23 protein-coding genes are annotated in these 23404 nt (G+C 63.7%); 12 read left to right on the forward strand and 11 right to left on the reverse strand.

The features are described from left to right. Window positions 1-117 precede the first annotated feature (117 nt). Window positions 118-1506: an aminotransferase-like domain-containing protein gene (locus AC1RGE_RS17930; RefSeq protein WP_053159944.1), complete on the forward strand. Its 1389-nt coding sequence runs from the start codon at window positions 118-120 to the stop codon at window positions 1504-1506. A 65-nt stretch (window positions 1507-1571) separates the two neighbouring features. On the opposite strand, the gene AC1RGE_RS17935 is transcribed toward AC1RGE_RS17930, so the two are convergent. Then, window positions 1572-3611 (reverse strand): TonB-dependent receptor, encoded by a 2040-nt coding sequence (locus AC1RGE_RS17935; protein WP_072442625.1) that lies wholly within the window; start codon window positions 3609-3611, stop codon window positions 1572-1574. 265 nt (window positions 3612-3876) lie between these two features. Here AC1RGE_RS17935 and AC1RGE_RS17940 point away from each other — a divergent pair, with 265 nt between their 5' ends. Next, a complete protein-coding gene (locus AC1RGE_RS17940; protein WP_019093117.1) occupies window positions 3877-4107 on the forward strand; it encodes a VF530 family protein in 231 nt (76 codons plus the stop codon). Window positions 4108-4115: 8 nt separating this feature from the next. Next, on the forward strand, window positions 4116-4784 hold the full coding sequence (locus AC1RGE_RS17945) for a Pr6Pr family membrane protein (RefSeq protein WP_011063163.1): 669 nt from the start codon (window positions 4116-4118) through the stop codon (window positions 4782-4784). Between the two features lie 72 nt (window positions 4785-4856). On the opposite strand, the gene AC1RGE_RS17950 is transcribed toward AC1RGE_RS17945, so the two are convergent. From AC1RGE_RS17950 to AC1RGE_RS17960, 3 genes are all read right to left on the reverse strand, one after another. Then, the gene (locus tag AC1RGE_RS17950; RefSeq protein ID WP_346624759.1) at window positions 4857-5642 is read right to left on the reverse strand and encodes a siderophore-interacting protein; all 786 of its coding nucleotides are present in this window, start codon (window positions 5640-5642) and stop codon (window positions 4857-4859) included. Beyond that, on the reverse strand, window positions 5639-6217 hold the full coding sequence (locus AC1RGE_RS17955) for a PadR family transcriptional regulator (RefSeq protein ID WP_011063161.1): 579 nt from the start codon (window positions 6215-6217) through the stop codon (window positions 5639-5641). Before AC1RGE_RS17955 ends, AC1RGE_RS17950 begins: the two co-directional genes overlap by 4 nt. Before the next feature lie 120 nt (window positions 6218-6337). Continuing rightward, on the reverse strand, window positions 6338-9445 hold the full coding sequence (locus AC1RGE_RS17960) for a transglycosylase domain-containing protein (RefSeq protein ID WP_492584773.1): 3108 nt from the start codon (window positions 9443-9445) through the stop codon (window positions 6338-6340). 477 nt (window positions 9446-9922) lie between these two features. Here AC1RGE_RS17960 and AC1RGE_RS17965 point away from each other — a divergent pair, with 477 nt between their 5' ends. Further along, a complete protein-coding gene (locus AC1RGE_RS17965; protein WP_011063160.1) occupies window positions 9923-11344 on the forward strand; it encodes an amino acid permease in 1422 nt (473 codons plus the stop codon). A 101-nt stretch (window positions 11345-11445) separates the two neighbouring features. On the opposite strand, the gene AC1RGE_RS17970 is transcribed toward AC1RGE_RS17965, so the two are convergent. The 7 genes from AC1RGE_RS17970 to AC1RGE_RS18000 form a co-directional block, all read right to left on the reverse strand. Beyond that, complete coding sequence (locus tag AC1RGE_RS17970; protein WP_492584775.1) at window positions 11446-12045, reverse strand: hypothetical protein; 600 nt, start codon at window positions 12043-12045, stop codon at window positions 11446-11448. Window positions 12046-12053: 8 nt separating this feature from the next. Beyond that, the gene (locus AC1RGE_RS17975; RefSeq protein WP_492584777.1) at window positions 12054-12644 is read right to left on the reverse strand and encodes a papain-like cysteine protease family protein; all 591 of its coding nucleotides are present in this window, start codon (window positions 12642-12644) and stop codon (window positions 12054-12056) included. 240 nt (window positions 12645-12884) lie between these two features. Continuing rightward, window positions 12885-13727: an alpha/beta fold hydrolase gene (locus AC1RGE_RS17980; RefSeq protein WP_401261248.1), complete on the reverse strand. Its 843-nt coding sequence runs from the start codon at window positions 13725-13727 to the stop codon at window positions 12885-12887. Window positions 13728-13806: 79 nt separating this feature from the next. Beyond that, window positions 13807-14103 carry a cupin domain-containing protein gene (locus tag AC1RGE_RS17985; protein WP_011063156.1) on the reverse strand — a complete coding sequence of 99 codons (297 nt, stop codon included), beginning with the start codon at window positions 14101-14103 and terminating at the stop codon, window positions 13807-13809. Between the two features lie 76 nt (window positions 14104-14179). Continuing rightward, entirely contained in the window at window positions 14180-14464 is a 285-nt protein-coding gene (locus tag AC1RGE_RS17990; RefSeq protein ID WP_019093120.1) for a putative quinol monooxygenase, read from the reverse strand. A 63-nt stretch (window positions 14465-14527) separates the two neighbouring features. Beyond that, on the reverse strand, window positions 14528-16147 hold the full coding sequence (locus AC1RGE_RS17995; protein ID WP_011063154.1) for an FMN-binding glutamate synthase family protein: 1620 nt from the start codon (window positions 16145-16147) through the stop codon (window positions 14528-14530). Window positions 16148-16255: 108 nt separating this feature from the next. Beyond that, window positions 16256-17056 (reverse strand): helix-turn-helix transcriptional regulator, encoded by an 801-nt coding sequence (locus tag AC1RGE_RS18000; RefSeq protein WP_011063153.1) that lies wholly within the window; start codon window positions 17054-17056, stop codon window positions 16256-16258. Between the two features lie 93 nt (window positions 17057-17149). On the opposite strand from AC1RGE_RS18000, the gene AC1RGE_RS18005 reads away from it, so the two are divergent. The 8 genes from AC1RGE_RS18005 (at window position 17150) to AC1RGE_RS18040 (ending at window position 23398) form a co-directional block, all read left to right on the forward strand. Beyond that, window positions 17150-17971 carry a carbon-nitrogen hydrolase family protein gene (locus tag AC1RGE_RS18005; protein WP_015636841.1) on the forward strand — a complete coding sequence of 274 codons (822 nt, stop codon included), beginning with the start codon at window positions 17150-17152 and terminating at the stop codon, window positions 17969-17971. Window positions 17972-18067: 96 nt separating this feature from the next. Then, complete coding sequence (locus AC1RGE_RS18010) at window positions 18068-19393, forward strand: APC family permease (RefSeq protein ID WP_019093122.1); 1326 nt, start codon at window positions 18068-18070, stop codon at window positions 19391-19393. Window positions 19394-19493: 100 nt separating this feature from the next. Further along, window positions 19494-19763 (forward strand): type B 50S ribosomal protein L31, encoded by a 270-nt coding sequence (locus tag AC1RGE_RS18015; RefSeq protein ID WP_011063150.1) that lies wholly within the window; start codon window positions 19494-19496, stop codon window positions 19761-19763. Window positions 19764-19959: 196 nt separating this feature from the next. Beyond that, complete coding sequence (gene nosR / locus AC1RGE_RS18020) at window positions 19960-21306, forward strand: response regulator c-di-GMP phosphodiesterase, NosR family (RefSeq protein ID WP_258611121.1); 1347 nt, start codon at window positions 19960-19962, stop codon at window positions 21304-21306. 100 nt (window positions 21307-21406) lie between these two features. Next, a complete protein-coding gene (locus AC1RGE_RS18025; protein WP_011063148.1) occupies window positions 21407-21841 on the forward strand; it encodes an NUDIX hydrolase in 435 nt (144 codons plus the stop codon). A gap of 25 nt (window positions 21842-21866) precedes the next feature. Further along, window positions 21867-22505 carry a LysE family translocator gene (locus AC1RGE_RS18030; RefSeq protein ID WP_011063147.1) on the forward strand — a complete coding sequence of 213 codons (639 nt, stop codon included), beginning with the start codon at window positions 21867-21869 and terminating at the stop codon, window positions 22503-22505. Window positions 22506-22520: 15 nt separating this feature from the next. Further along, window positions 22521-22886 carry a nuclear transport factor 2 family protein gene (locus tag AC1RGE_RS18035; protein ID WP_019093123.1) on the forward strand — a complete coding sequence of 122 codons (366 nt, stop codon included), beginning with the start codon at window positions 22521-22523 and terminating at the stop codon, window positions 22884-22886. Between the two features lie 2 nt (window positions 22887-22888). After that, window positions 22889-23398 (forward strand): GNAT family N-acetyltransferase, encoded by a 510-nt coding sequence (locus tag AC1RGE_RS18040; RefSeq protein ID WP_019093124.1) that lies wholly within the window; start codon window positions 22889-22891, stop codon window positions 23396-23398. Window positions 23399-23404 lie beyond the last annotated feature (6 nt).

Consider the following 23404-nt stretch of genomic DNA (forward strand, 5'->3'; position numbering starts at 1 on the left):
GTCGCCAGTTTGGCTTGAAGATCGAATCAATTTTCCAAATGAGTCGATGTTAAGGGGCGATCCATGGCTGTGATATGCTCCGGTCCACCTCAACGCAGCCGATGGTCATCAGCCTCCATGTGGGTTCCCCAGTTAAGCGAGTTCAATCAACCGGTCTACCTGTCCATCGCCGACGCCCTGGCGCGGGATATCGGCAGCGGTTTGTTGAATGATGGTGACCGCTTGCCGACCCTGCGCGAGCTGGCGGTAACCCTGAATGTCACCCCTGGCACCATCAGCCGCGCCTACAGCGAAGCTCAGCGGCGCGGGTTGGTGCAGGGCGAAGTCGGCCGCGGCACTTACGTGCTGGCGCAGCCGCCGCTGGTGTTGCCCGAAGGTTCCAGCGCTCCGTCCCTGTCCCTGGGGCAGGCCGAAGCCCTGGACCTGTCGATCATCAAGCCCTACAGCGAAACCCTGGAGTACTGGTTGCGTGGCGCCCTGGTGGGCATGGCCCGCAGCAGTGACTTCGGCCGGGCGCTGGACTACGCCCCCGATGGAGGCCACCCGGCTCATCGCGAGGCCGGGGCGCAGTGGTTGCGGCATTCCTTGCCCGAGGCCAACTGGCAGCAGGTGGTCATTACCTCCGGTGCCCAGCACGGGCTGATGGTGGCCATCAGCGCCCTGAGCAACGCCGGCGACCTGGTGCTTTGCGAGTCGCTCTGCTACCCGGGCATCATCTCCGTGGCCCACGGCCTGGAGCGGCGCCTGCGGGGCGTGGCCATGGATGAAGAGGGAATACTCCCCGAGGCCCTGCGCGAGCAGTGCCTGCGGGAAAAACCGGCGCTGCTGGTGTGCGTCGCCAGTTGCCAGAACCCCACCACGGCGATCATGTCGCCAAGGCGTCGGGCGCAAATTGCGGCAATCGCCGAAGAGTTCGACTTCCTGATCATCGACGACGATATCTACGGCTTTCTCGCCACCGATCCGTCGATCAAGCCGCTGTCGAGCTATGCGCCGCAGCGTTCGGTGTACCTCACCAGCCTGTCCAAGGCGATCATGCCGGCGTTGCGCGTGGGTTACCTCTACAGCCCGCCAAAGCTGCTGTCGCGGCTGAGTTCCATGGTCCGTAGCAGCGTGTGGATGCCGTCGCCGCTGACCGCGCAATTGGCCAGCAATGTGATTGTCGAAGGCTTGGACCGCAAGCTGGTACAGACCCAGCGCAATGAAGCGGCAGCACGCCAGGCGATTGCCCGGGACGTGTTTGCCGGCCTGGAGATCCGGACCCAGCCCCACAGCTATCACCTGTGGCTGACCTTGCCGGAGCCCTGGACGGGCGATGAGTTCGCCACCCTGGCCCGAGCCAATGGCGTGCTGGTGATGAGCGGCAGCCAGTTCCAGGTGGAACGCGGTGCCAGCTCCCGTTGTGTGCGGGTGGTATTGATGTCGCCCACCACCCAGGACGAGTTGCGCTTTGCCCTGACCCAGCTGGCCAGCCTGATCGAGGCTGACCCGCGGCGTTACCGCTAAACCCTTGGCCGGCAAGCCGGCTCCTGCGGGGCCGTGTAGGAGCCGGCTTGCCGGCGAACAGGGCCCTAAAAGGTAGTACGCAACCCCACTTCCACACTGCGCCCGGCGGCCGGCGCGATATCCCGCAGGATCGAGCTGGCATAGCGCACGGTCTGGTTGGTCAGGTTCTCGCCCTTGACGAAGGCCAGCCACTGGCTATGTCCGATATCAAAGCGATAACCGGCACTGGCGCCAAAGGTGGTGTAGCCATCGGTGCCGCTTTCGTTGTCCGGCACCCGGCCCTGGCTGGCGGCATGTTGTACATCCAGGCGTGCCTGCCAGCGGTCCAGTTCCCACAGCAGGCCACTGTTCAGGCGCAATGGAGCGATGCGGGGCAGGTCCTGGCCGTTATCCAGGTTCTTGGCCCGGGTGTAGTCGCCGGACAGTTCCAGGGCGAACTTGCCGTAGGCGTTTTCCCCCAGGGTCCAGCGATCCTGGGCCTCGATCCCACTGAAGCGTGCCCGCACTCCGCTGTAGGCGTATTCCGGGATGCCTGTCGCATCTTCTTCGCCTTCATCGTTGAGGGTGCGCCCCGTGCCCAGCAGGCCGATGTAGTTGGAGAAGTGGCTGTAGAACACGCCGACGCTGCCTTTGTGGATGCCGTTGTCGAAGCGCAGGGCCAGGTCGCTGGACACGGCTTTTTCCTTCGATAGCTTGGCGCTGCCCACTTCATAGGTGCCGGTGGCGACGTGGGCGCCGTTGGCATACAGCTCGTAGAAGGTCGGGGCGCGCTCGGTGTAGCCCAGGGTCGCGGCCAGGGACCAGACCGGGGTCAGGGTGTAGACCGCCCCCGAGGACAGGCTGCCGGCGGTGAAGCTGCTGGACTTGTCGGCCTGGGCGAAGCGTGCGTTGCCCTTGCTGTCCGGGTCCACGGTGGTGTGTTCCAGGCGCCCGCCGAGGCTGAGCCGCAGGCGTTCGGTGGCTTGCAGTTCTTCGAGGATGAACAGCGCGCCGCTGTTGGTATCGGTCTGTGGCACGAAGGCTTCTTCGCCCAGGGCGGAGAATTCGTTGCGGTTGACCTGTGCACCGATCACCCCTTCGAGCGGGCCCAGCGGCTGGTGCCGGGCCTCGACACGGGCCTCGTAGCCCTTGTTCTTGAAGGTGGTGCCGGTTTCACCGCCCTCGATCTCGCGGTGTTCGTAGTCGGTGTAGCCGGCGTTGAACTTGAGCGAGCTGAACGGGCCCTGCAGGTTGCGCAGTTCCGAAGCGAAGGCGTAGTGGTCCTGCTTCATGCGGATGCGCACGTCTTCTTCGGCGGGGGAGCCGTAGTTGGAGTCGTAGTTGCTGTAGGACAGGCCGGCATAGCCGTCGTCCCAGGTGTAGGAACCGCCGATGGCACCGCCGTCCTGGCGACCGTCGCTGTTGCCCAGGCGGCCTTTCTTGCCATCCCCGTCTTCACTGGCCGCAGCGTGACGGCTGCGGGCGTAGCCGGGAATCTTCAGGTCATTGAACTGCCGCGAGTTGGCATCCAGGTGCAGGGCAAAGGTGCCATCGCCGGCTTCCAGCTTGCCGGCGCTGCTGCGGGTGGTGTCGGCGCCGCCGTAGCGCAACTCGCCCGCCCCGTGGATGCCCTCGATGGCCTCGGTGGGAATCCGATTGTCGAAGCTGTTGACCACCCCGCCAATGGCGTTACCGCCGTACAGCAGGGCCGCCGGGCCGCGGACGATCTCGATGCGCTCGACGTTAACCGGGTCCAGGGGCACCGCATGGTCGTAGGACAGCGACGAGGCGTCGAGGGCCCCGACGCCGTTCTGCAGAATGCGAATCCGGTCGCCATCCAGGCCGCGAATGATCGGCCGGCTGGCCCCCGGCCCGAAGTAGGATGAAGACACGCCCGGCTGTTTGTTCAGGGTTTCACCGAGGCTGCCTTTTTGTTCCAGGGTCAGTTGGTCGCCTTCCAGCACAGTGCTTGGGGCGGCCAGTTCGGTGCTGCCCAGGGGGTTGGCGGTGATGACCTGCTGGGGCAATTCCACGGCATGGGCCTGGGAGGCGATCAGCAGCGCGGCGGACAGTGGCGACAGGCGCCAGAGCAGGGAACGAGAAGGGCGGGGAGTTGAGCGGGACATCGGTCATTCCTTGGCGAACAGAGCGCTAGGCGCTTTGAGTCAGTGAGCAGGCGGGACACGGGGGTGCCCAAAATACGGGTGAGTTGTTATTGATTGATACAATATAACATCTCTTTTATTTCGAAAAGCCAGGAACTTTTCGCCGTTCATGCCCGATCGCCTCGGTGGCGGGCTGCGACTACAGTTACTCAAGCGTGCTGGCGCGGGGCCAAGCCCTCGGCTAAGGTGCGCGGCTTTCCTCATTTTCTTCCCGCAAAGGCCTGGCATGACCGACACCCACACCGACCCGCTGCATGGCGTGACCCTGGAACAGATCCTCAAGGCGCTGGTGGAACACTACGAGTGGTCGGGGCTGGCCGAACGCATTGATATCCGCTGCTTCAAGAGCGACCCGAGCATCAAGTCGAGCCTGACCTTCCTGCGCAAGACGCCCTGGGCGAGGGAGAAGGTCGAGAAACTCTATGTGAAGTTGCAACGCACCAAGCGCCCGCTTTAAGGAGCCCTATGGCTGGCTTCTCGCTGCCGGGGCTGTGCACTCGGCGTGGCCTGATTGCCGTGGCGGCGATCCTTGGCTGGTTCGGGCTGACCGTCCAGCTGTACCTGATCCTGCTGTTGCGCTGGGACAGTGGCGCCAGCCTGCTGGGCGGGCTGGTGAACTTCTTCAGTTTCTTCACCGTGCTCAGCAATACCCTGGTGGCCAGCGTGCTGACCTGCGCCCTCAACCTGCGGGTTTCCAAGGGGCAGGCGTTCATGCTCCAGCCCTGGGTCAGCGGCGCCGTGGCGGCGAGCATTCTGCTGGTGGGGCTGGCCTACAGCCTGCTGTTGCGCCACCTGTGGCATCCCCAGGGTTGGCAATGGCTGGCGGACGAGTTGCTGCATGACGTGATGCCGCTGCTGTTCCTGGTCTATTGGTGGTGTTGCGTGCCCAAGGGCGGGCTGCGGATGAGGCACATCGGGTGGTGGACGCTCTACCCGATTGTGTATTTCGCCTACCTGTTGCTGCGCGGGCACTTGCTTGGGCTGTACCCCTATCCCTTCATCTCCGTGGACAGGCTGGGCTACCCCCGGGTGCTGCTCAATGCCCTCGGGATATTGGCGGGGTTCGTCCTGGTATCCCTGCTGTTGCTGGGGCTGGACCGCTGGCTGGGTAAACTCCGGTCCCGGGCCCCATAGGAGCCGGCTTGCCAGCGAAGGGGCCCTTGGGACCGCCTTCGCTGGCAAGCCAGTTCCTACCCTGATGCGCGATTATTCTTCTTCGCTGCTGTCCAGGCGCCAGTAACCGGCGGCCTTGACGAATTCGTCGTTGAGCTGGTGCTCATCCAGCAGCACTCGACGCACCTGGCGCGACACCTTGCTCTCGGTGGCTACCCAGGCATACAGCTTGCCTTGCGGCACCTGCACCTGGCGCACCGTGCTGATCAGGTCCTGCCCGCCTGCGTCCCGTTCAACCCAGATCACCTGCACCTGGGCGGCGCTTTCCAGAGCCTGGCGTTCGGCGGCGTTCTGCACCTCGATCACCGCCAGCACCTGGCGCCCGGCCGGCAGTTCTTCCAGGCGCCGGGCAATGGCCGGCAGTGCGGTTTCATCGCCGATCAGCAGGTAGCTGTCGAAGATATCCGGCACCACCATCGAGCCCCGTGGCCCGCCGATGTGCAGGAACTGGCCCGGTGCGGCCTGTTCGGCCCAGGTGGAGGCAGGGCCGTCGCCGTGGAGCACGAAGTCGATGTCCAGCTCGCCCAGCTTCAGGTCGTAGCGGCGCGGGGTGTAGTCGCGCATGGCGGGCATCGGGCCGCTGTCCTTGCCCGGGCCCAGTACCAGGGTTTCCAGGGCGGCTTGCTGTTCGGCGTTCTGCGGGAACAGCAGCTTCACATGGTCGTCGCTGCCCAGGCTGATGAACCCGGCCAGCTCAGGGCCGCCCAGGGTGATGCGGCGCATGCGCGGGGTCAGGTCGACCACGCGCAGCACCTCCAGGCGGCGGCGCTTGATCTCGTGCATGACCCGATGGATGGACAGTTCTGGGCTGGCAGTCATTGGCTTTTCTCCGGGGCGGGGTGGCTCACAGGACCATCGACAATGGCCTTGGCGGTGTTGTTCAGCAGGTCGCGCACCCGAAGGATTTCTTCCGGGCTCCAGCGGCCATGGTGCATTTGCAGGGCGTGGCGCAGGTTGTGCACCGCCTCGTGGATTTCAGCGGGGCGATCATGTCCGCGCAGGGAACGCTTGCTGACCTCGATGCGCATGCGCACGCCGTCCAGGGCGATGGCCTGCTCCTGCAGGGAAAGACGTCCGGCGTCGGTCACGCTGTAGCGCTTTTTGCCGCCTTCGGCATCGCCCTGGATCATTTCGCTTTCTTCGAGAAAGGTCAGGGTCGGGTAGATCACCCCGGGGCTGGGGCTGTAGGCGCCGTCGAACATGCTTTCGATCTGGCGGATCAGGTCGTAGCCGTGGCAGGGCTGCTCGGCGATCAGCGCCAACAGCAGCAGTTTCAGGTCGCCGGGGGCGAATACCCGGGGCCCGCGGCCACCGCGTTCGCGGCCCGGGCGGCGTTCGAAGATCTCATGGCTGTCCCCGTGCTCGCGATGGGGAGGGTGGTGGTGCTCTCTCATTTTCTCTATCTCCGTTTCGATTTAGACATAACTTAAGATATATCTTAAGAATGACGCAAGCACTTCTGCCTGCGGCAAAGCTGCCGTTTGTCGGAGAGAGAGGGGGCTGCCTGTCGTGATTCAGCGTTGCGCCACGCTGCCCAGGCATTGGGTGCCACTGCCCGGTTGCAGGTAGGGCATGAGGATCGGCGCCATGCCCTTGAGCACCTGCACCGGCAAGGCCGAGGTGAATCTGAAGGCCTGGGCCGAGGCCCCCGGCACGTAGGCGGTAAGGGTGCCGAAATGGTGGTCACCGATGTAGAACACGAAGGTTGCGGTGCGGTTGATGGATTTGGAGCTCAACACCCGCCCGCCGGCGCCAATGGCTTCGATGCGGTTGTCGCCGGTACCGGTCTTGCCGCCCATGGCCAATGGCGTGCCATCAGCCAGCTTGAAGCTGCCGGACACCCGTTTCGCGGTGCCGGCATCCACCACCTGCGACAAGGCCCCGCGCAGCGCCGTGGCCACCTCCGAGGGCATCACCCGCTTGCCCTTGTCCGGGTCGTTGAGCAGGCGGGTTTCATAGGGCGTGCCGGCGGCGAAGTGCAGGCTGTCGATGCGCAAGGTTGGCAGGCGCACGCCGTCGTTGAGGATGGTGCCCACCAGTTCCGCCAACGCCGCGGGGCGGTCGCCGGAGCTGCCGATAGCAGTGGCCAGGGACGGTACCAGGTGGTCGAACGGATAGCCGACGCTCTGCCAGCGCTGGTGGATATCGAGGAAGGCCTCGATCTCCAGCATGGTGCGGATACGGCTGTCGCGGGCACTGCGATGGCGGCTCTTGAACAGCCAGCTGTAGACCTCCTGGCGCTCGAACTCGCTGGCCTTGACGATCTGGGTGAAGTTCGCCTCCGGGTTGTTCATCAGGTAGCCCAGCAGCCAGAGGTCCAGGGGGTGGACCTTGGCGATGTAGCCCTGGTCCGGCAGGTCATAGGCGCCGGGGCCGTAGCTGGCGTAGAGCTTGTCCAGGCGCTCGTCGGTGAGCTTCTCGCTGACCTTGGCGCTCTTCATGTGGGCCCGGACGAAGCGGTTGAAGCTCTCCTGGCTGGCGTCCGGCAGCAGGTAGCGGTGCACGGCGGCGAGGCGGATTGCCGTGGGGTGCATGCTGTCGAGGAAGGTTTCCAGGCGCGACTGGGTGTCCTTGTTGCGGTACTTCTTCCAGAAACGCAGCAGGAACGAGGTGCCCTCACGGTCGGCAAAGCGTGCCAGGTACTCCTGGCGCCGCGGGTTCTGGTCGTCCTTGAGCAATTCGGCGCTGCTGCTGTCGCCGCCATAAGTGCTGTAGCGCACCAGGTCGCGCATCAGGCGGATGAACGGCAGGTTGATGGATTCGCGCAGGGCATCGCGCAGGGTCGGGCTACGGCCGTTGTCTTCGTTGCGAAAGTTGTGGAAGTGATGCACCCCGCCACCGGTGAAGAAGGCCTCGCCGGGGCTGGCGGAGTAGGTGCGGTCCAGGGCGGCGTCGAGCATCTTCGGCAGGCTGCGGTCGCTGTTCTGCATCAGGTAGTCGAGGGCCCAGCGGCTCAGGCGGTCCTGCTCGTTCACCGGGATCTTTTTCAACTGCGCGGGTGCTTGCGTGGCGTACTTGTCGTGCAGCTCGGAAATGATCTGCAGGTAGGTGGTCAGCACCCGCAGCTTGGCGGTGGAGCCCAGTTCCAGCTTGCTGCCTTCGTTGATGTCGAAAGGCTGGTCGGTGCTGTCGGTCTGCACCCGCACCCGCGAGCCGTCGGGGGTCAGTTCGAACAGGGTGAAGCTGTAGCGCACCTGGGTGGTGCTGGTGGGGGTCAGCAGGCGTTCGCCGAGCACACCAATCTGCGCGGCGAAGGCCGGGTCCGCAAGGTGCTTGAGGTATTCGGTGGCCTGGCGCTGCAGGTCGCTCTGCAAGGTGCTGGTGGCCGAGAGGTCGAGGCGGTCCAGGTCATACAGCGGCCGGTTGAGCAGGGCGGCGAGGCGGCTGCGGGCGACGCTGATGCCCTTGTTGGTCTCGATCGGCTGAATGGTCGGCTGCTGCTGCCAGTCCCGGTAGGTCACCTGGCTGGCCAGGGCGGCGCTGCTCAGCGCCGGGTCGATGACGTTGTTCTGTGCCAGCAGGCGGATATGGCTGTCCGTCAGTTCCGCCAGTTCTGCGCGACCCTTGGCCAGGTAATGGGAGGGACGGCGCTGGGCAATCATCAGCGACAGCACCTGGCGCAGGGCCAGCCCTCGTGCGGCGAGGCTTTTCGAGTCCATGGCGGTGCTGCCGAGCACCTGGTTGACCTTGTCGAAGTCAGCGCCATACCAGACCCGCAGCCCCTCGGCCATGCCGTGCACTTCGCCGTGGCCGGGCACCGCGGACAGCGGCACGCTGTTGAGGTAGTCGCGCACGATGCGTTTGCGGGCCTCCAGGGTCTGTGGGCCGTCCTGATAGGCCCGCACGCTGGCGGAAACCATCTGCCGGATCTTCTCGCCCCCGGATACCGTCAGGCCATCCGGCGAATGGCGGTATTTTTCCAACTGGGTGGCCAGGGTGCTACCCCCGGCGCTCTGCCCCGGCAGGTGCAAGAGCCGGGCGATCTGCGACCAGGCGGCCTTGGCAAAGCGCGGCCAGTCCACCGCCGGGTTGGCCTCGGCCGGCTTGGGGGCCAGCAGATCGCGGTTCTCGATGAACAGCAGGCTGTGCACCACTAGCGGCGGAATGCTGGCAAAGCTCTCATACAGCTGTTGCGGGTAATTGAACTGGTACAGGGGCGCGGCGCGGCAGTCGGTAATGGACAGGCCAGCCTGGATCTTTTCGGTGTAAGGCACGAAAAATCCGCTTTTGCTGTAGTCCATCAGTGCCGGGGAGAAACGCGTCTGGGCGTCGATCAGGTAACCGCGCTTGAGCAAGCGTGGCAGGAACTCCCCCAGGGCGCTGTAGCCCAGGCGCCGGTCGAACGGCCCGGCACCGGGATAGAGCACGGCATCACTGGGGCCGGGCTCCAGGGAGTAGCTCAGGTCAGCGGCCAGCCGGCTGAATTCCCGGGCCTGGAGTTTCGAGGTGCGCATCTCCCGGGCAGTGGCAAAGCCAAGGGCAATCAGGGCGATCAGCAGCAACAGCCAGAACAGGCGCCAGGCATAACGGCGGGATTTGCGGCGTTTCGGTAAAGGCGTTTCGTCCTCGCTGTGGCTTGGCACTGCGTTCTTATGCGAATCGGTCTGCCACAGAGCGCCCATAGTCGATTGATCCATTCACGCAGATTGATCGGACTTGCCTGAAGCTTAGTCGGTGGTGGGCGTCGGTGAAGAAAATGTGAAAACGACCCGGCCCCGCTTCTGTGGCGAGGGAGCAAGCTCCCTCGCCACAGGGTAGAGCCTTTTCCCAGGTAAATACGCCCTAGGTAGGGGCATGACGATGCACCAGGCCTGTGCAATACTCCCGGCCCTTTCCGAGTGAGGTTTCAGGGCAAAAAGCAGGTAATGCTTCTCCGTGAAAGCGGTATTTGCCGAGATTTCTCTCTGAATATTGCAACTTATAGAGTGAAAAGCCCTGTCGGGAGCTTTTTATACTGCGCACCCCGCTGATCTGGCAGGTCTTGTCCTACCAGACGCTCCGTCCCACAAGGCCGGTGCGGTCGAGCAAGCTTCGGCTATCCGCTGGCGCTTCGAAGGCTCGGTGGTTCATATCCAATAACAAAATGAGGTTGTATCTCTATGCCAGTTGGCAACCAACTGCCCCACGGCGAGACCGCTCAGGGCGGCCCGCTGAAACGCGAACTCGGCGAACGGCATATTCGCTTGATGGCCCTCGGCGCCTGTATCGGTGTCGGCCTGTTCCTCGGCTCGGCCAAGGCCATCGAAATGGCCGGCCCGGCCATCATGCTGTCCTACATCATTGGCGGCCTGGCGATCCTGGTGATCATGCGCGCCCTCGGCGAGATGGCGGTGCATAACCCGGTCGCAGGTTCCTTCAGCCGTTACGCACAAGACTACCTGGGCCCCCTGGCGGGCTTTCTCACCGGCTGGAACTACTGGTTCCTGTGGCTGGTGACCTGTGTTGCGGAAATCACCGCAGTGGCGGTGTACATGGGGATCTGGTTCCCCGATGTGCCGCGCTGGATCTGGGCCCTGGCGGCCCTGGTGAGCATGGGCTCGATCAACCTGATCGCGGTCAAGGCCTTCGGTGAGTTCGAGTTCTGGTTCGCCCTGATCAAGATCGTCACCATCATCGCCATGGTGGTCGGCGGCATCGGCATCATCGCCTTCGGTTTCGGCAATGACGGCGTGGCCCTGGGCATCTCCAACCTGTGGAGCCACGGCGGCTTCATGCCCAATGGCGTGACCGGCGTGCTGATGTCCCTGCAGATGGTGATGTTCGCCTACCTGGGCGTAGAGATGATCGGCCTCACCGCCGGTGAAGCGCGCAACCCGCAAAAGACCATTCCCAACGCCATCGGCTCGGTGTTCTGGCGCATCCTGCTGTTCTACGTGGGCGCGCTGTTCGTGATCCTGTCGATCTACCCGTGGAACGAGATTGGCACCCAGGGCAGCCCCTTCGTGATGACCTTCGAGCGCCTGGGTATCAAGACCGCCGCCGGCATCATCAACTTCGTGGTGATCACCGCCGCGCTGTCCTCCTGCAACGGCGGCATCTTCAGCACCGGGCGCATGCTCTACAGCCTGGCGCAGAACGGCCAGGCCCCGGCCGGCTTCGCCAAGACCTCGAACAACGGCGTGCCGCGTCGCGCGTTGCTGCTGTCGATCTTCGCCCTGCTGCTGGGCGTGCTGCTGAACTATTTGGTGCCGGAAAAAGTGTTCGTCTGGGTGACCTCCATCGCCACCTTCGGTGCGATCTGGACCTGGGTGATGATCCTTCTGGCCCAGCTCAAGTTCCGCAAGGGCCTGAGCCCGGCAGAACGTGCCGGCCTGAAGTACCGCATGTGGCTGTACCCGATCAGTTCCTACCTGGCCCTGGCCTTCCTGGTACTGGTGGTGGGGCTGATGGCCTACTTCCCGGATACCCGTGTGGCGCTGTATGTCGGCCCGGCGTTCCTGGTGCTGCTGACAGTGCTGTTCTATCTGTTCAAGCTGCAACCGACCAATGTCCAGCAAGGTTCGGCGCGGTCGGCGTCCTGACCTGCGCTTGGGTGATGCGGCTGGCTTGAGCATCCCGGACTGAAACGCTGAGACCAGAAATCCGGCGACCTGCAAAGGCCGCCGGATTTTTTTTGCCCGGATCAACCGCCCAGGGTGCCGCTGGTATCGGCGTCGAAGATGGCCTTGGCCTGCAGCGCCGCCGGCGCCAGCAGGGCAAGCAACGCCGTTTCGCTGTGGAGCTGATGGGCGGCCAGGGTCTTGGGTGTCGGCTCGATGGGAATCAGCACCTCTTCGCCGGGTCCATGCAGCCAGATCGCCGTGACCTGCAGCGCCGAGATGAACAGCAGGCGCAGTTCATAGCTTTTTCCCTGCAGTTGCGGCGCCTGTTCCGCCAGGTCCAGGGCGTTGACGGCGGACGCCGCCAGGCTGCCATGGTTCAGCGCAGAGAAGCCGGCCTTGCCGGCCACCTCGGTCAACTGCGCATCGGCAATCGACACTCCGGCATCGAACACCAGGTAATGCCAGTCACCGGCCTTGGCCTCGGCCAGCCCCTTGCCCTGGGCCAGGTCCTCCAGGCTCAGGGCGTAGCCGCGAAAGGCCTGGGACAGATTCAGGTTACGGGCACTGGCCTTGGCAAACCCGCGGTTGATACCGAAACCCTGGGTCTGCAGGGCCGCCTGAAGGGCCGCGCGCAGGTGCTGGACGCCATCGACAGGCGCCTTGGGGTAAGTCAGTTGCATGTCGCCTCCTAGTTTTTTCGGGTGAAGTAGGTGTGGGTCCAGTTGCCGCCGCCGTTGTAGGAACCGGGGAAACTGTTCAGGGCGCGGGTCGAGTAACCGTAGATCGAATCCGCCACCAGGATGTAGCCGCCATCGCTGCCGTAGATCGTCAGGAAATGCGCACCGCCGCCGTACCAGGCACAGCGCAGGCCCACGGGGCGGCCCATGCCGAGCTGGTTGTCGATGGCCGGCATCTGCATCCTGTTCTCACGCATGCCGCCGTAGCAGCGGGTGGTGCGCAGGGCCGAATCCAGGTAGCCGTAGACGTTGCAAGGCCCGGGCTGGCTGCAGCAGGAGTTGCGGCCCAGTTCGGCGTTGGCCACTCCGCACTGGGTCCAGGAACCGGTGCCGTAGTAGTTGCCCACCGATGCGGACAATGCGGCCCAGCACCAGTTGCTCTGGGTTTGCTGCTGCACGCGGAAGTTGAGCCGGGCAGCGGCCTGGGGCGCAGCTTCGGTGTGTGGATCGACTTCGCTCAGTTGCGGGTCGAGCAGGCTGCCGGCCAGGCACTGGGGCAGGGCCTGGGGAGCGTGGCCTGGGGTCAGGTTGCTACTTAACATGTTCATCCTCCATGAATGAAATCCAGCCTCCGGCTGGTGTCGTCGTTGCGTGTCGGGCTACTGCGCGTAGCCGGACCCGGGAAATTACGCTGCGCTGGGCCAGCCTCGATGGCCTGCGTTGACCGGGTCTGCAAACAACCTTAGAAGATTGATGCGTCAATGCAATTAAAATATGCGTTTATGCATATTGTCTGCCGTGGACGTCCCTGGAAAGAGGGGCATCCATGGCGATGGCCGGGGCTATTTTTCGTCGAGGAAATGTTCCAGGGCTGCATTGAACAGGCCCGGGTCCTGGAGGAAGGCGAAGTGGCTGACGTTGGGCAGGATCAGCAGCCCGGCGCCGGGAATCGCCTGGGCCATGTATTCGGTGTGCTCGCGCTTGATGGCTTCATCGTGGTCGCCATCGACGATCAGTACCGGCGTCTTGATCTTCGCCAGGTCGGCGTCGCTCCAGTTCGGCTGGCTGGCCCACATGTGGCCGATCTGCTCGACAAAGGCCGGGTACTCCTTGGGCGTGAGTGACAGGCGGGTGTACTCCTGGCCGGCGCGCTCGATGTAGGCGGCGAAGGTCGGGTTGTTCTCCACGCCTTCCTTGACCCCTGAGGTCTGGGTGTTGGCGGCATAGGCGAAGACCTTGCCGACCCGCTGCGGGTAACGCATGGCCAGGTCCAGGCCGAGGATCGCGCCGTCGCTCCAGCCGACGAAATCGGCGCGGGGGATCTTCAGCTGGTCCAGTAGGGCGATCACGTCGTCGGCCATCAGATCGTAGCCGTAGGGACGGGCGTCCCGGGTGCTGCGCCCGTGGCCGCGGCTGTCGACGCTGATCACCGTGTGCCTGGCCGCCAGGGCCTTGGCCTGCAGCCCCCAATAGTCGGCATTACCCAGGCCGCCATGCAGCAGCACCACCGGTGAGCCGTGGCCGAGCTTGCTGTAATACAGGCGGATGCCGTTGACTTCGGCATAACCGGCTTGCGCCCCGGCCACCGGGGCCGGTGTGGGCGGCAGGCTCTGCCAGCGTTCGCCGGCAAAGGCGCTGTTGAAGGACATCAGTAGAGCGATCACTGCAAACAGACGACGAGGCATGGGCTTCTCCGTGCATGGGCCCTCTGGTCGGACCGACCTTGGGCAGGTGGTTACCGCGATTGAGTCGATGCGAGACAGGCTAGACGTCGATGATCACCAGGGTGCCGTGGCTGCCGGGCAGCACGCTATGGGCCTGGCCGGCCTCCACCAGGTACATCTGGCCCGTCGCCACTTCCACCACGGCCTGGCCAATGCCCAGGTGCAGGCAGCCCTGGGTCACCAGCAGGCCTTCGTTGAAGTCGTGGGTTTCTTCCGGGTAGGGCTGGCCGTCCATGCGCAGCACCTTGATGCGGGCCGGGCCGACCTGGCCCACCAGCGTGGATTGCCAGGGCGCTGGCAGTTGGCGGGACAGTTGTTCGAATGACAGCAAGGGCATGGCGGGTCTCCGAAAGGTCAGTGGGGTTGGGGTCTGCTTTCGGTGGTCCGGTCAAGCAAGGTCTGGGTCGGGTTTTCTAGAACTCGTTCATCAACAGCACACGGCATTCGCGGCGCTGAAAAGCATTGATCTGCGGCACCAGGCGGGTGAAGTGCTCGGTCTGGCAGTGGGTGTCGAGGGCCGCTTGGTCCGGCCATTGTTCGACGAAGATGAAGTGCCCGGGGTCTTTCTGATCGACGAACAGATCGTAGGCGATGCACAGCGGTTCCTGGCGGGTTTTTTCCACCAGTTCGGCGTACCACGGGCGCACGGTGTCCAGGTGTTCGGGCTGGATGAAATCTTCAGCGATGACCTTGAGCATTGCAATCTTCCTTGGGTGACGCCCCGCGCTCCCCGGCAACCGGGGAGCACTGGGCAGTGGGGCTTAAGCGGCGGCTTCGGTGTTGGGTTCGAAGCTGTCGGCCCGGGCCAGTTGCCACATGCGCGAGTAGAACTCGCCGTTGACCTCGCCGGTGAGCAGCTCGCCGGGCTTGAGGAACACGTGCAACTGGGAGAACAGCTTGATCTCGGTGGCCGACATGCGTCGCACCAGGTGCTTGGCTTCCAGTTGCGAAGGGTGTTGCAGGCCGGCGGCAGCGAGCATTTCCGCCAGTGCCTTGAGGGTGTTGCGGTGGAAGCTGAATACCCGCTGGGCCTTGTCCGGCACCACCAGGGCGCGCTGGCGCAGGTTGTCCTGGGTGGCGACGCCGGTGGGGCACTTGTTGGTATGGCAGCTCTGGGACTGGATGCAGCCGATGGCGAACATGAAGCCCCGGGCCGAGTTGGCCCAGTCGGCACCGATGGCCAGCACGCTGGCGATGTCGAAAGCGCTGACGATCTTGCCACTGGCGCCGAGCTTGATCTTGTCCCGCAGGTTCAGGCCCACCAGGGTGTTGTGGACGAACAGCAGGCCCTCGCGCATCGGTGCGCCGATGTGGTCGGTGAACTCCACGGGGGCCGCGCCGGTGCCGCCTTCCTTGCCGTCCACCACGATGAAGTCCGGCAGGATGCCGGTTTCCAGCATGGCCTTGGCGATGCCCATGAACTCCCAGGGGTGGCCCAGGCAGAACTTGAAGCCCACCGGCTTGCCGCCGGACAGCTCACGCAGTTGCTGGATGAAATGCATCATCTCGATCGGGGTGGAAAAGGCGCTGTGGCTCGACGGTGATATGCAGTCCTCGCCCATGCGGATGCCCCGGGTGTCGGCGATTTCCTGGGTCACCTTGTGCTTGGGCAGGATGCCGCCGTGGCCAGGCTTGGCGCCCTGGCTCATCTTGATCTCGATCATCCGCACCTGGGGGTTCTGCGCCTGCACGGCGAAGCGCTCCGGGTCGAAACGGCCGTCGCTGGTGCGGCAGCCGAAGTAGCCGCTGCCCAGTTCCCAGGTCAGGTCGCCGCCGTGTTCGCGGTGGTAGGGGCTGATGCTGCCTTCACCGGTGTCGTGGGCGAAGTTGCCGAGCTTGGCACCCTGGTTCAGGGCGCGGATGGCGTTGGCGCTGAGGGAGCCGAAGCTCATGGCCGAGATGTTGAACACCGAGGCCGAGTAGGGCTGGGTGCATTGCGGGCCGCCGACGGTCACGCGAAAGCTGTTGGGATCACTCAGGGGCGCCGGGCGCATGGAGTGGCCGATGAATTCGAAGCCCGACTGGTAGACATCGATCAGGGTGCCGAAGGGTTTGTCGGCGCTTTCGTTCTTGGCCCGGGAGTACACCAGGGAGCGTTGGGCGCGGGAAAAGGGCAGGGCGTCGCTGTCGGATTCCAGCAGGTACTGGCGGATCTCCGGGCGGATGCCTTCCACCAGGTAGCGGATATTGCCCAGAATCGGGTAATTGCGCCGCACCGCGTGCGGGCTTTGCAGCAGGTCGAAGATCCCCAGCAGGCTCAGCAGGCCGGTGACCAGGGCGAATGGCCAGAGCCAGTCGTGTTCGAGAAAGGGCAGGCTGGCGAGGGTGAAAATCACACAGGCGGCAAAGAAGGCGTAGCGGCTCAGAAGGGACAGGCTCATACGGTTTCCTTGGTTCGGACTCATTAAGGTCGTTTATCAGTACTCATTCTTATGGGTGCACAAGATCTTATTGTTGTGTGGGGCTGCCGGGGCGGCCCTGAAGGGGTATCAGGCGCTTTGCGCCTGGAGAAAAATCGAAAACAGCTCGGACTGGGATTTGATGCCCAGCTTGCTGTAGATGTGCTTTTTATGAACTTTCACGGTTTCGGCGGAGATTTCCAGCTTACGAGCGATCTCCTTGTTGGAGCAACCGCTGAGCATCAGGCGCCCCACATCCAGCTCCCGGGCGGTGAGTTGTGCGCCCCGCAGTTGTTGCATGGAGTGGTCCAGCTGGCTGCGCCAATCGGGCATTGGATGCAATTGCGCTGGGTTGTCTTGCTCAATGCTTTCGTGGGGCAGGCGCTGGCGCAGCAAGGCCACCACCCAGGGCTCGATCAGTGACAGCAGGGCGATCTGGGGTGGGGCGAAGCGTTGTCGCGAACCCAGGGACAGGCACAGGGTGCGGCCGTCCGCCAGCTGGCAATTGAACTGGATTTCATCGGCCACCACATTCAGACGAAAGTAGCGTTGGTAGTACTCGGTCAGCTGGAAGTGTTCCGGGGCCACTTCCGCCAGGCGCAGCAGGCCGCTGCGCGATTGTTCGCGGCTGGCAACGTAGAAGGGGTCGAGCAGGTACAGGCCGTTGAGGTAGTCCTGGAACAACTGGTCGGGGCTGCCGTCCTCCCCCGGGCATTCGGCGAACACCAGGGGTTTGCGCTCACTGCAAAACAGCAGCGCCACCCAGCTGTCGAAACTCACGTACTGCTCCAGCAGGCGCACCAGCTGGGGCCAGAAACTGGCCTGGTCCAGGGCTTCGATCATCTGCCCCACCGAGCGGTGCCAGGCGATGTCATCCAGCGACAATGTCATGCATCTACCCCTATCGGGTTACCCCGGCTGCGTGATTTGCGGGCCGGTTGCTGCTGCGCATACTGCGGCACAGCCAAAGAACAAGGAATACCCATGAAGGTTGAACTGGCCCAGTTGGCGGGCCGTGATAACGCCACAGCTTACAACCTGGAACGGGCCCTGGCGGCCATTGCCGCCTGCGCCGCCGATACCCGGTTGATCGTGTTTCCAGAAACCCACCTGATGGGTTTCCCCAGCGCCGAGACCGTGGCCGCCGTGGCCGAGCCGCTGGATGGCCCCACCGTGCAGGCCGTGATCCAGGCCGCCCGGGCGCGCAATATCGCGGTGGTGATCGGCATGGCCGAAAACGACGACGGCCGATTCTATAACACCACTTTGCTGATTACCCCCGAGGGCATCGCCCTGCGTTATCGCAAGACCCACCTGTGGGCGTCCGACCGCGGTGTGTTCACCCCCGGTGACCGCTACGCCACCTGCCTGTGGAACGGTGTGCGGGTCGGCCTGCTGATCTGCTACGACATCGAGTTCCCCGAAAGCGCCCGGGCCTTGGCGCAACTGGGCGCCGAACTGCTGATCGTGACCAATGGCAACATGGACCCCTACGGGCCCACCCACCGTACCGCGATCATGGCCCGGGCCCAGGAAAACCAGGCGTTCGCGCTAATGGTCAACCGAGTGGAAGAAGGCGATGGCGGCCTGCTGTTCGCCGGCGGCAGCGCCCTGGTGGACCCCCTGGGCAGCCTGCTATTCGAAGCCGGGCGCGAGGAAGGTCAGTTCAAGGTCGAGCTGGATCTCAAGCAACTGCAGGTGGCGCGCCAGGACTACCGCTACCTCGAAGACCAGCGCCTGAAGCTTGCGGGCGAAGTGCTCGAACACGGCGATGGCGTGCGTGAACTGCTGATTCCGATCCGCTGAAAGGGCCGTCCGCGGACGGCCAATCCCATAAGAAAGACCCCCTGCTGCACTCTTTTCAGTCCTGCCATAAATCTAATAATTGCGGAGTACTCGCTCATGGCTCGCTTGCAACGCACCCTTTCATTGGGCGCGGTGGTGCTGTTCGGTATCGCTTACATGACGCCGATCATTGTCCTCGGTACCTTTGGCATCCTCGCCCAATCCACCGCTGGCATGGTGCCGGCAGCCTATCTGGCAGCGCTGGTGGCGATGTTCTTCACCGCCATGAGCTACGGGCGCATGGCCGCGGCGTTTCCCGTGGCCGGCTCGGCTTACAGCTATGTGCGCAAGGCCATCAGCCCCAAGCTGGGTTTCATCGCCGGCTGGGCGGTGCTGCTGGATTACCTGTTCCTGCCCATGGCCATCTGGCTGATCGGCGCCGCTTACCTGCATTCGGCGTTTCCCGGTGTACCGCAGTGGGTCTGGGTGCTGGCTTTCATCGGGGTGACCAGCGCGATCAATATCGTTGGCCTGAAACTGGCCAACGGCATCAACGGCCTGCTGATGCTGGTGCAGTTCCTGGTGCTGATCGCCTTTGTCGGCCTGTGCATCCACTACCTTGGTGGCGAGGCCGGGCGGCCGCTGTTCACCCTGGCACCGTTCTTCAACGGGCAGATGCACCTGCCGCTGATCATGAGCGGGGCGGCAATCGCCTGTTATTCGTTCCTGGGCTTTGACGCGGTCAGCACCCTGACCGAGGAAACCCGCGACCCACGGCGGACCATTCCCCGGGCGATTATGCTGATTACCCTGGTGGGCGGGCTGATCTTTGTCGCGGTGTCCTACTTCGTCCAGGTTGCCCATCCGTCCTTCGAGTTCGCCGATGTGGATTCGGCGGCCTACGAGATTGCGCGCAATATCGGCGGCGACCTGTTCGTCTCGATCTTCCTGATCGGGCTGATTGTCGGTCAGTTCGCCTCGGGGCTTTCGGCCCAGGCCAGCGGCTCGCGACTGCTGTTCGCCATGGGCCGCGACGGGGTCTTGCCCAAGTGCTTTTTCGGCAGCCTGCACGGGCGTTTCGGTACCCCGGTCAACAGCATCCTGCTGTGCGCCGTGGTGGCGTTGCTGGCATTGAAGCTGGATGTCACCACCTCGACGTCCTTCATCAACTTCGGCGCCTTCCTGGCCTTCAGCCTGGTCAACCTGTCGGTGATCTTTCATTACTGGGTGGGGGCCCGGCAGCGTGGCCTGCGGGAGTTGATCCTGTTCCTGATCTTTCCCCTCATCGGTCTGGCGGCCGATCTGTGGCTGATGTCCAGCCTCGATCACCTGGCGATCTACCTGGGGGCAAGCTGGCTGGTTATTGGCCTGGTGTACCTGGGTTTCCTCACTCGCGGTTTTTCCCGCCAGCCTCCGGAAATGGATTTTCAGGAAGCGGCATAGAACTGTCGGCAGTTTCCTTATTGCAATCGGTTCTCGTTTGGGCGATTTGGATATGTTATTGTATAACGAATCCAGCTCACCCAGATGCCCAGGAGGCCTCATGAAACCCGGTATCCATCCTGACTACCGCACCGTGCTTTTCCACGATACCGCTGCCGACGTGTACTTCCTCATCGGCTCCACCGTCGATACCGATCGCAGCCACACCTACAGCGACGGCAAGACTTACCCCTATGTGGCGCTGGACGTTTCCAGCGCCTCGCACCCGGTGTACACCGGCCAGCAGCGCAAGACCCAGTCCGAAGGCCGCATCGCCGGCTTCAACAAGCGTTTCGCTTCCTTCGGTTCCGGCGCCAAAGCCGCCCAGTGACTGCGTGCACGGCGAGTGTTGCGACTGCGCAACACTCGCTGAAGGTGGTTGGCGGCCCAGCCGCAGCGGACCGATGGTATTAAAAAGCCACTATCTCGATTGGAAATTCTTCTAGTCTTCAATCAGGCAACAGGGATTACCGTTGCCAGCTCTAACAATGAAGGACACGTGCATCGACGTTGACCCGAGGTGTCTCATGGGTGAGCTAAACGTTGCCACTGTCACACGCCGACCCGAGATTCTGCTGGTCGATAGCCAGGAAGTGATCCTGCAACGCCTGCAGCAGTTGCTCAGCCCGCTTCCCTACACGCTGCATTTCGCCCGCGATGCCACCCAGGCCCTGCAGCTCCTGGCCAGCCGGGAGGTGGACCTGGTGATCAGCGCCGCCCATCTGCCGCAGATGGATGGCCCGACCCTGCTGGCGCGTATCCATCAGCAGTACCCGAGCACCACCCGCATCCTGCTGACCGGCGACCCGGACCTGAAATTGATTGCCAAGGCCATCAACGAAGGGGAGATCTACCGTTACCTGAGCAAGCCCTGGGATGACCAGGAATTGCTGCTGGCCCTGCGCCAGGCCCTTGAGCATCAGCACTCCGAGCGTGAGCGCCTGCGCCTGCAGGATCTGGCCCAGCAGCAGAATGCCGAGCTCAAGGCGCTCAACACGCTGCTGGAAAAACGCGTGGCGGCACGCACCTCGGAGCTGCAGCAGACCGCCGACATGCTCGACCTGGCCTATGAGGAGCTCAAGCACAGCTACGCCACTGGCGCCGAGCTGTTTTCCCTGCTGGTCAACCAGCGCTTGCCCGCGGACAAGCAGACCAACCGGCGGATCATCGAGCTGGTGCGGGCCTACTGCAAAGTCCAGGGCATCGACCCTGGCGCCCAGCGTGACCTGGCCATGGCCGCGGCGTTGCACAACATCGGCAAGCTGAGCTGGAGCGACAGCATGATGACCAGCCCGGCGGATTTGCTGCATCACCATCAGCGCGAGCGTTATCGGGCCTATCCGGCGCAGAGTGAATCGTTGCTGATGACCCTGGAACCGGTGCAGGACGCCGCGCGGCTGATCCGCCATCACCAGGAACACTGGGACGGCAGCGGTTTTCCCGACCACCTCAAGGGCGACGCGATTCCCCTGGGCTCGCGGCTGCTCAAGCTGGCGGTGGACTTCATCGAGTTGCAGTGCGGGCTGATCCTGGAACGGCACATGAACAGCGACGAGGCCCTGGTGTTCATCCGCAAGTACGCCGGCCGCTTGTACGACCCGGACCTGGTGGAAGGTTTCATCCAGGTGTGTGCGGTCTACCTCAGCGACGTGACCCTGGGCGACCCTTCGGTGAAGGTTCTGAGTACCCGGGAGCTGGCGGCGGGGATGATCCTGGCGCGCAACCTGAATGCCGATAACGGCATGCTGCTGCTCAACGCCGGCAAGGTGCTCAACCTGCCGCTGGTGGACAAGCTGATCGCTTTTGAAACCATGGAGGGCGCCCGCTACAGCGTGTTCGTCAAGTTGCCCCAGGAAAAGCAGGCAAGGGCCTGAAGCCGGGTGGCGGTCACATCGAAAAATGCCGGCGGCGGATGACGAGCCGCCGCCGCGCATGTGATCCTTGCGCCCTCATTCTCAAGGCTCCCGGATTCCCATGTCGCTGTCGTCCGTTGCTGCACCCTCCATCATTCGTATCGCCGCTGCCCTGCTGATCGGTGCCGACGGCCAGACCCTGCTGGTGCGCAAGCGCGGCACCCAGGCCTTCATGCAGCCCGGTGGCAAGATCGAAGCCGGTGAACAGCCGGTGCACGCCCTGGCCCGTGAGCTGGAAGAAGAACTGGGATTGCGCATCGACCCGGCCCAGGCCCGTTACCTGCAACAGTTCTCGGCACCGGCGGCCAACGAGCCGGGGCATGTGGTGGAAGCCGAGGTGTTCCTGGTCCATATCCATAGCCCGGTGACCCCGGCGGCAGAGATCGAGGAAGTACGCTGGATCGACCCGGCCGGCGATGGAGATTTGTTCCTTGCGCCGTTGACACGCGATCTGATCTTGCCGTTTTATCGCAAGGCCCGAGCGGGCCACGCCTGACCCCCTCCCATTGCCAAGGATTGCCATGATTCCACTCCACGACTACCTGATCTTCGCCGCTGCTTCCCTGCTGATGGTGCTGACCCCGGGGCCGAACATGATCTACCTGATTTCCCGTTCGATCTGCCAGGGGCGCAAGGCTGGGGTGACGTCGTTATTGGGGGTGGTGGCGGGGTTCTTCGTCCACCTGTTCGCCGCCGCGCTGGGCCTGACCGCGGTGTTCATGGCGGTGCCCATGGCCTATGAGGTGCTCAAGTGGGCCGGCGCCCTGTACCTGCTGTGGCTGGCCTGGCAGGCGCTCAAGCCTGGCGCGCGCTCGCCCTTCGAAGCCCAGCAGCTGCCGGCGGATTCGCCGCGCAAGCTGGTGACCATGGGCTTTCTGACCAGCGCCCTGAACCCCAAGATCGCGGTGTTCTACCTGTCGATCTTTCCGCAGTTCATCCACCCCGAGCACGGTTCGGTGTTCTCCCAGAGCATCATCCTGGGCCTGACCCAGATCAGCGTGAGTTTCTCGGTGAACCTGCTGATCGCCCTGTTTGCCGCCGGTATCGCCTCCTGGTTTGCCAGCAACCCCACCTGGCTCTCGGTGCAGCGTTATTTCATGGGCTTTGTGCTGGCGGGGCTGGCCGTGCGCCTGATGTTCGAACAGCGTCGCGTCAACTGATCGAGGAGCGCCAGCATGAGTGATTTTCCAAGCCCGCAAGCGGTGGTAGAAGCACAACTGCAGGCCTACAACCGCAAGGATCTGGAGGCCTGGCTGGCGACTTATGCCGTAGATGCCCGGCAATACGAACATCCGGCCACCTTGCTGGCCAGGGGGCACGAGGAAATACGAGCTCGGGCCGTGGTGCGTTTCCAGGAACCCAACCTGCATGCCCGGCTGATCCAGCGTACGGTCATGGGCAACGTGGTGGTCGATCACGAACTGATCAGCCGCACCTTCGCCGACGGCAGCGGCACCTTGGAAACCGTGGCCATTTATGAAGTGCAGGGCGGCAAGATAAAATGCGCTTCATTCATTACCGGACACAAGACCCTCGACTGAGCATGCAGATCCAGCGCCTGACCCCTGACGATGTGGAGCAATACCGGGCCTTGATGCTCGAGGCCTATGAGCGCCATCCCCAGGCCTTCACCTCCAGCGTCAAAGAGCGGGAAAAACTGCCTCTGGCCTGGTGGGCCGCACGCCTGGACGGCGAGCTCGACCTGTTGCTGGGGGCGTTTTCCGAAGGGCGGTTGCTGGGGATCGTCGGCCTGGCCTTCGAGCTGCGGGAGAAGGCCCGGCACAAGGCGACCCTGTTCGGCCTCTATGTCACCGGCACGCAGCGCAACAGCGGGCTGGGCTACCGCCTGGTCCAGGGGCTGCTGGCCGAAGCGGCTGAATACGAAGGGCTGCGCCTGATCCAGTTGACCGTGACGGCCGGCAATGAAGCGGCGCTGGCCCTGTACCAGCGCTGCGGTTTCGTCCAGTTCGGCCTGGAACCCCAGGCAGTGCGGGTGGGCGAGGACTATTTCGACAAGATCCACATGTGGCGCCGATTGCCGGTCGAAGGTTGACCCCGG

The organism is Pseudomonas sp. GW823-FHT02C05, from assembly GCF_058797595.1.

What these genes read in the sequence shown, in the direction of transcription:
- AC1RGE_RS17930 (WP_053159944.1), top strand. Translation starts at nt 118, where the DNA reads ATGTGGGTTCCCCAGTTAAGCGAGTTCAATCAACCGGTCTACCTGTCC.
- AC1RGE_RS17935 (WP_072442625.1), bottom strand. Translation starts at nt 3,611, where the DNA reads ATGTCCCGCTCAACTCCCCGCCCTTCTCGTTCCCTGCTCTGGCGCCTG.
- AC1RGE_RS17940 (WP_019093117.1), top strand. Translation starts at nt 3,877, where the DNA reads ATGACCGACACCCACACCGACCCGCTGCATGGCGTGACCCTGGAACAG.
- AC1RGE_RS17945 (WP_011063163.1), top strand. Translation starts at nt 4,116, where the DNA reads ATGGCTGGCTTCTCGCTGCCGGGGCTGTGCACTCGGCGTGGCCTGATT.
- AC1RGE_RS17950 (WP_346624759.1), bottom strand. Translation starts at nt 5,642, where the DNA reads ATGACTGCCAGCCCAGAACTGTCCATCCATCGGGTCATGCACGAGATC.
- AC1RGE_RS17955 (WP_011063161.1), bottom strand. Translation starts at nt 6,217, where the DNA reads ATGAGAGAGCACCACCACCCTCCCCATCGCGAGCACGGGGACAGCCAT.
- AC1RGE_RS17960 (WP_492584773.1), bottom strand. Translation starts at nt 9,445, where the DNA reads ATGGGCGCTCTGTGGCAGACCGATTCGCATAAGAACGCAGTGCCAAGC.
- AC1RGE_RS17965 (WP_011063160.1), top strand. Translation starts at nt 9,923, where the DNA reads ATGCCAGTTGGCAACCAACTGCCCCACGGCGAGACCGCTCAGGGCGGC.
- AC1RGE_RS17970 (WP_492584775.1), bottom strand. Translation starts at nt 12,045, where the DNA reads ATGCAACTGACTTACCCCAAGGCGCCTGTCGATGGCGTCCAGCACCTG.
- AC1RGE_RS17975 (WP_492584777.1), bottom strand. Translation starts at nt 12,644, where the DNA reads ATGTTAAGTAGCAACCTGACCCCAGGCCACGCTCCCCAGGCCCTGCCC.
- AC1RGE_RS17980 (WP_401261248.1), bottom strand. Translation starts at nt 13,727, where the DNA reads ATGCCTCGTCGTCTGTTTGCAGTGATCGCTCTACTGATGTCCTTCAAC.
- AC1RGE_RS17985 (WP_011063156.1), bottom strand. Translation starts at nt 14,103, where the DNA reads ATGCCCTTGCTGTCATTCGAACAACTGTCCCGCCAACTGCCAGCGCCC.
- AC1RGE_RS17990 (WP_019093120.1), bottom strand. Translation starts at nt 14,464, where the DNA reads ATGCTCAAGGTCATCGCTGAAGATTTCATCCAGCCCGAACACCTGGAC.
- AC1RGE_RS17995 (WP_011063154.1), bottom strand. Translation starts at nt 16,147, where the DNA reads ATGAGCCTGTCCCTTCTGAGCCGCTACGCCTTCTTTGCCGCCTGTGTG.
- AC1RGE_RS18000 (WP_011063153.1), bottom strand. Translation starts at nt 17,056, where the DNA reads ATGACATTGTCGCTGGATGACATCGCCTGGCACCGCTCGGTGGGGCAG.
- AC1RGE_RS18005 (WP_015636841.1), top strand. Translation starts at nt 17,150, where the DNA reads ATGAAGGTTGAACTGGCCCAGTTGGCGGGCCGTGATAACGCCACAGCT.
- AC1RGE_RS18010 (WP_019093122.1), top strand. Translation starts at nt 18,068, where the DNA reads ATGGCTCGCTTGCAACGCACCCTTTCATTGGGCGCGGTGGTGCTGTTC.
- AC1RGE_RS18015 (WP_011063150.1), top strand. Translation starts at nt 19,494, where the DNA reads ATGAAACCCGGTATCCATCCTGACTACCGCACCGTGCTTTTCCACGAT.
- nosR (WP_258611121.1), top strand. Translation starts at nt 19,960, where the DNA reads ATGGGTGAGCTAAACGTTGCCACTGTCACACGCCGACCCGAGATTCTG.
- AC1RGE_RS18025 (WP_011063148.1), top strand. Translation starts at nt 21,407, where the DNA reads ATGTCGCTGTCGTCCGTTGCTGCACCCTCCATCATTCGTATCGCCGCT.
- AC1RGE_RS18030 (WP_011063147.1), top strand. Translation starts at nt 21,867, where the DNA reads ATGATTCCACTCCACGACTACCTGATCTTCGCCGCTGCTTCCCTGCTG.
- AC1RGE_RS18035 (WP_019093123.1), top strand. Translation starts at nt 22,521, where the DNA reads ATGAGTGATTTTCCAAGCCCGCAAGCGGTGGTAGAAGCACAACTGCAG.
- AC1RGE_RS18040 (WP_019093124.1), top strand. Translation starts at nt 22,889, where the DNA reads ATGCAGATCCAGCGCCTGACCCCTGACGATGTGGAGCAATACCGGGCC.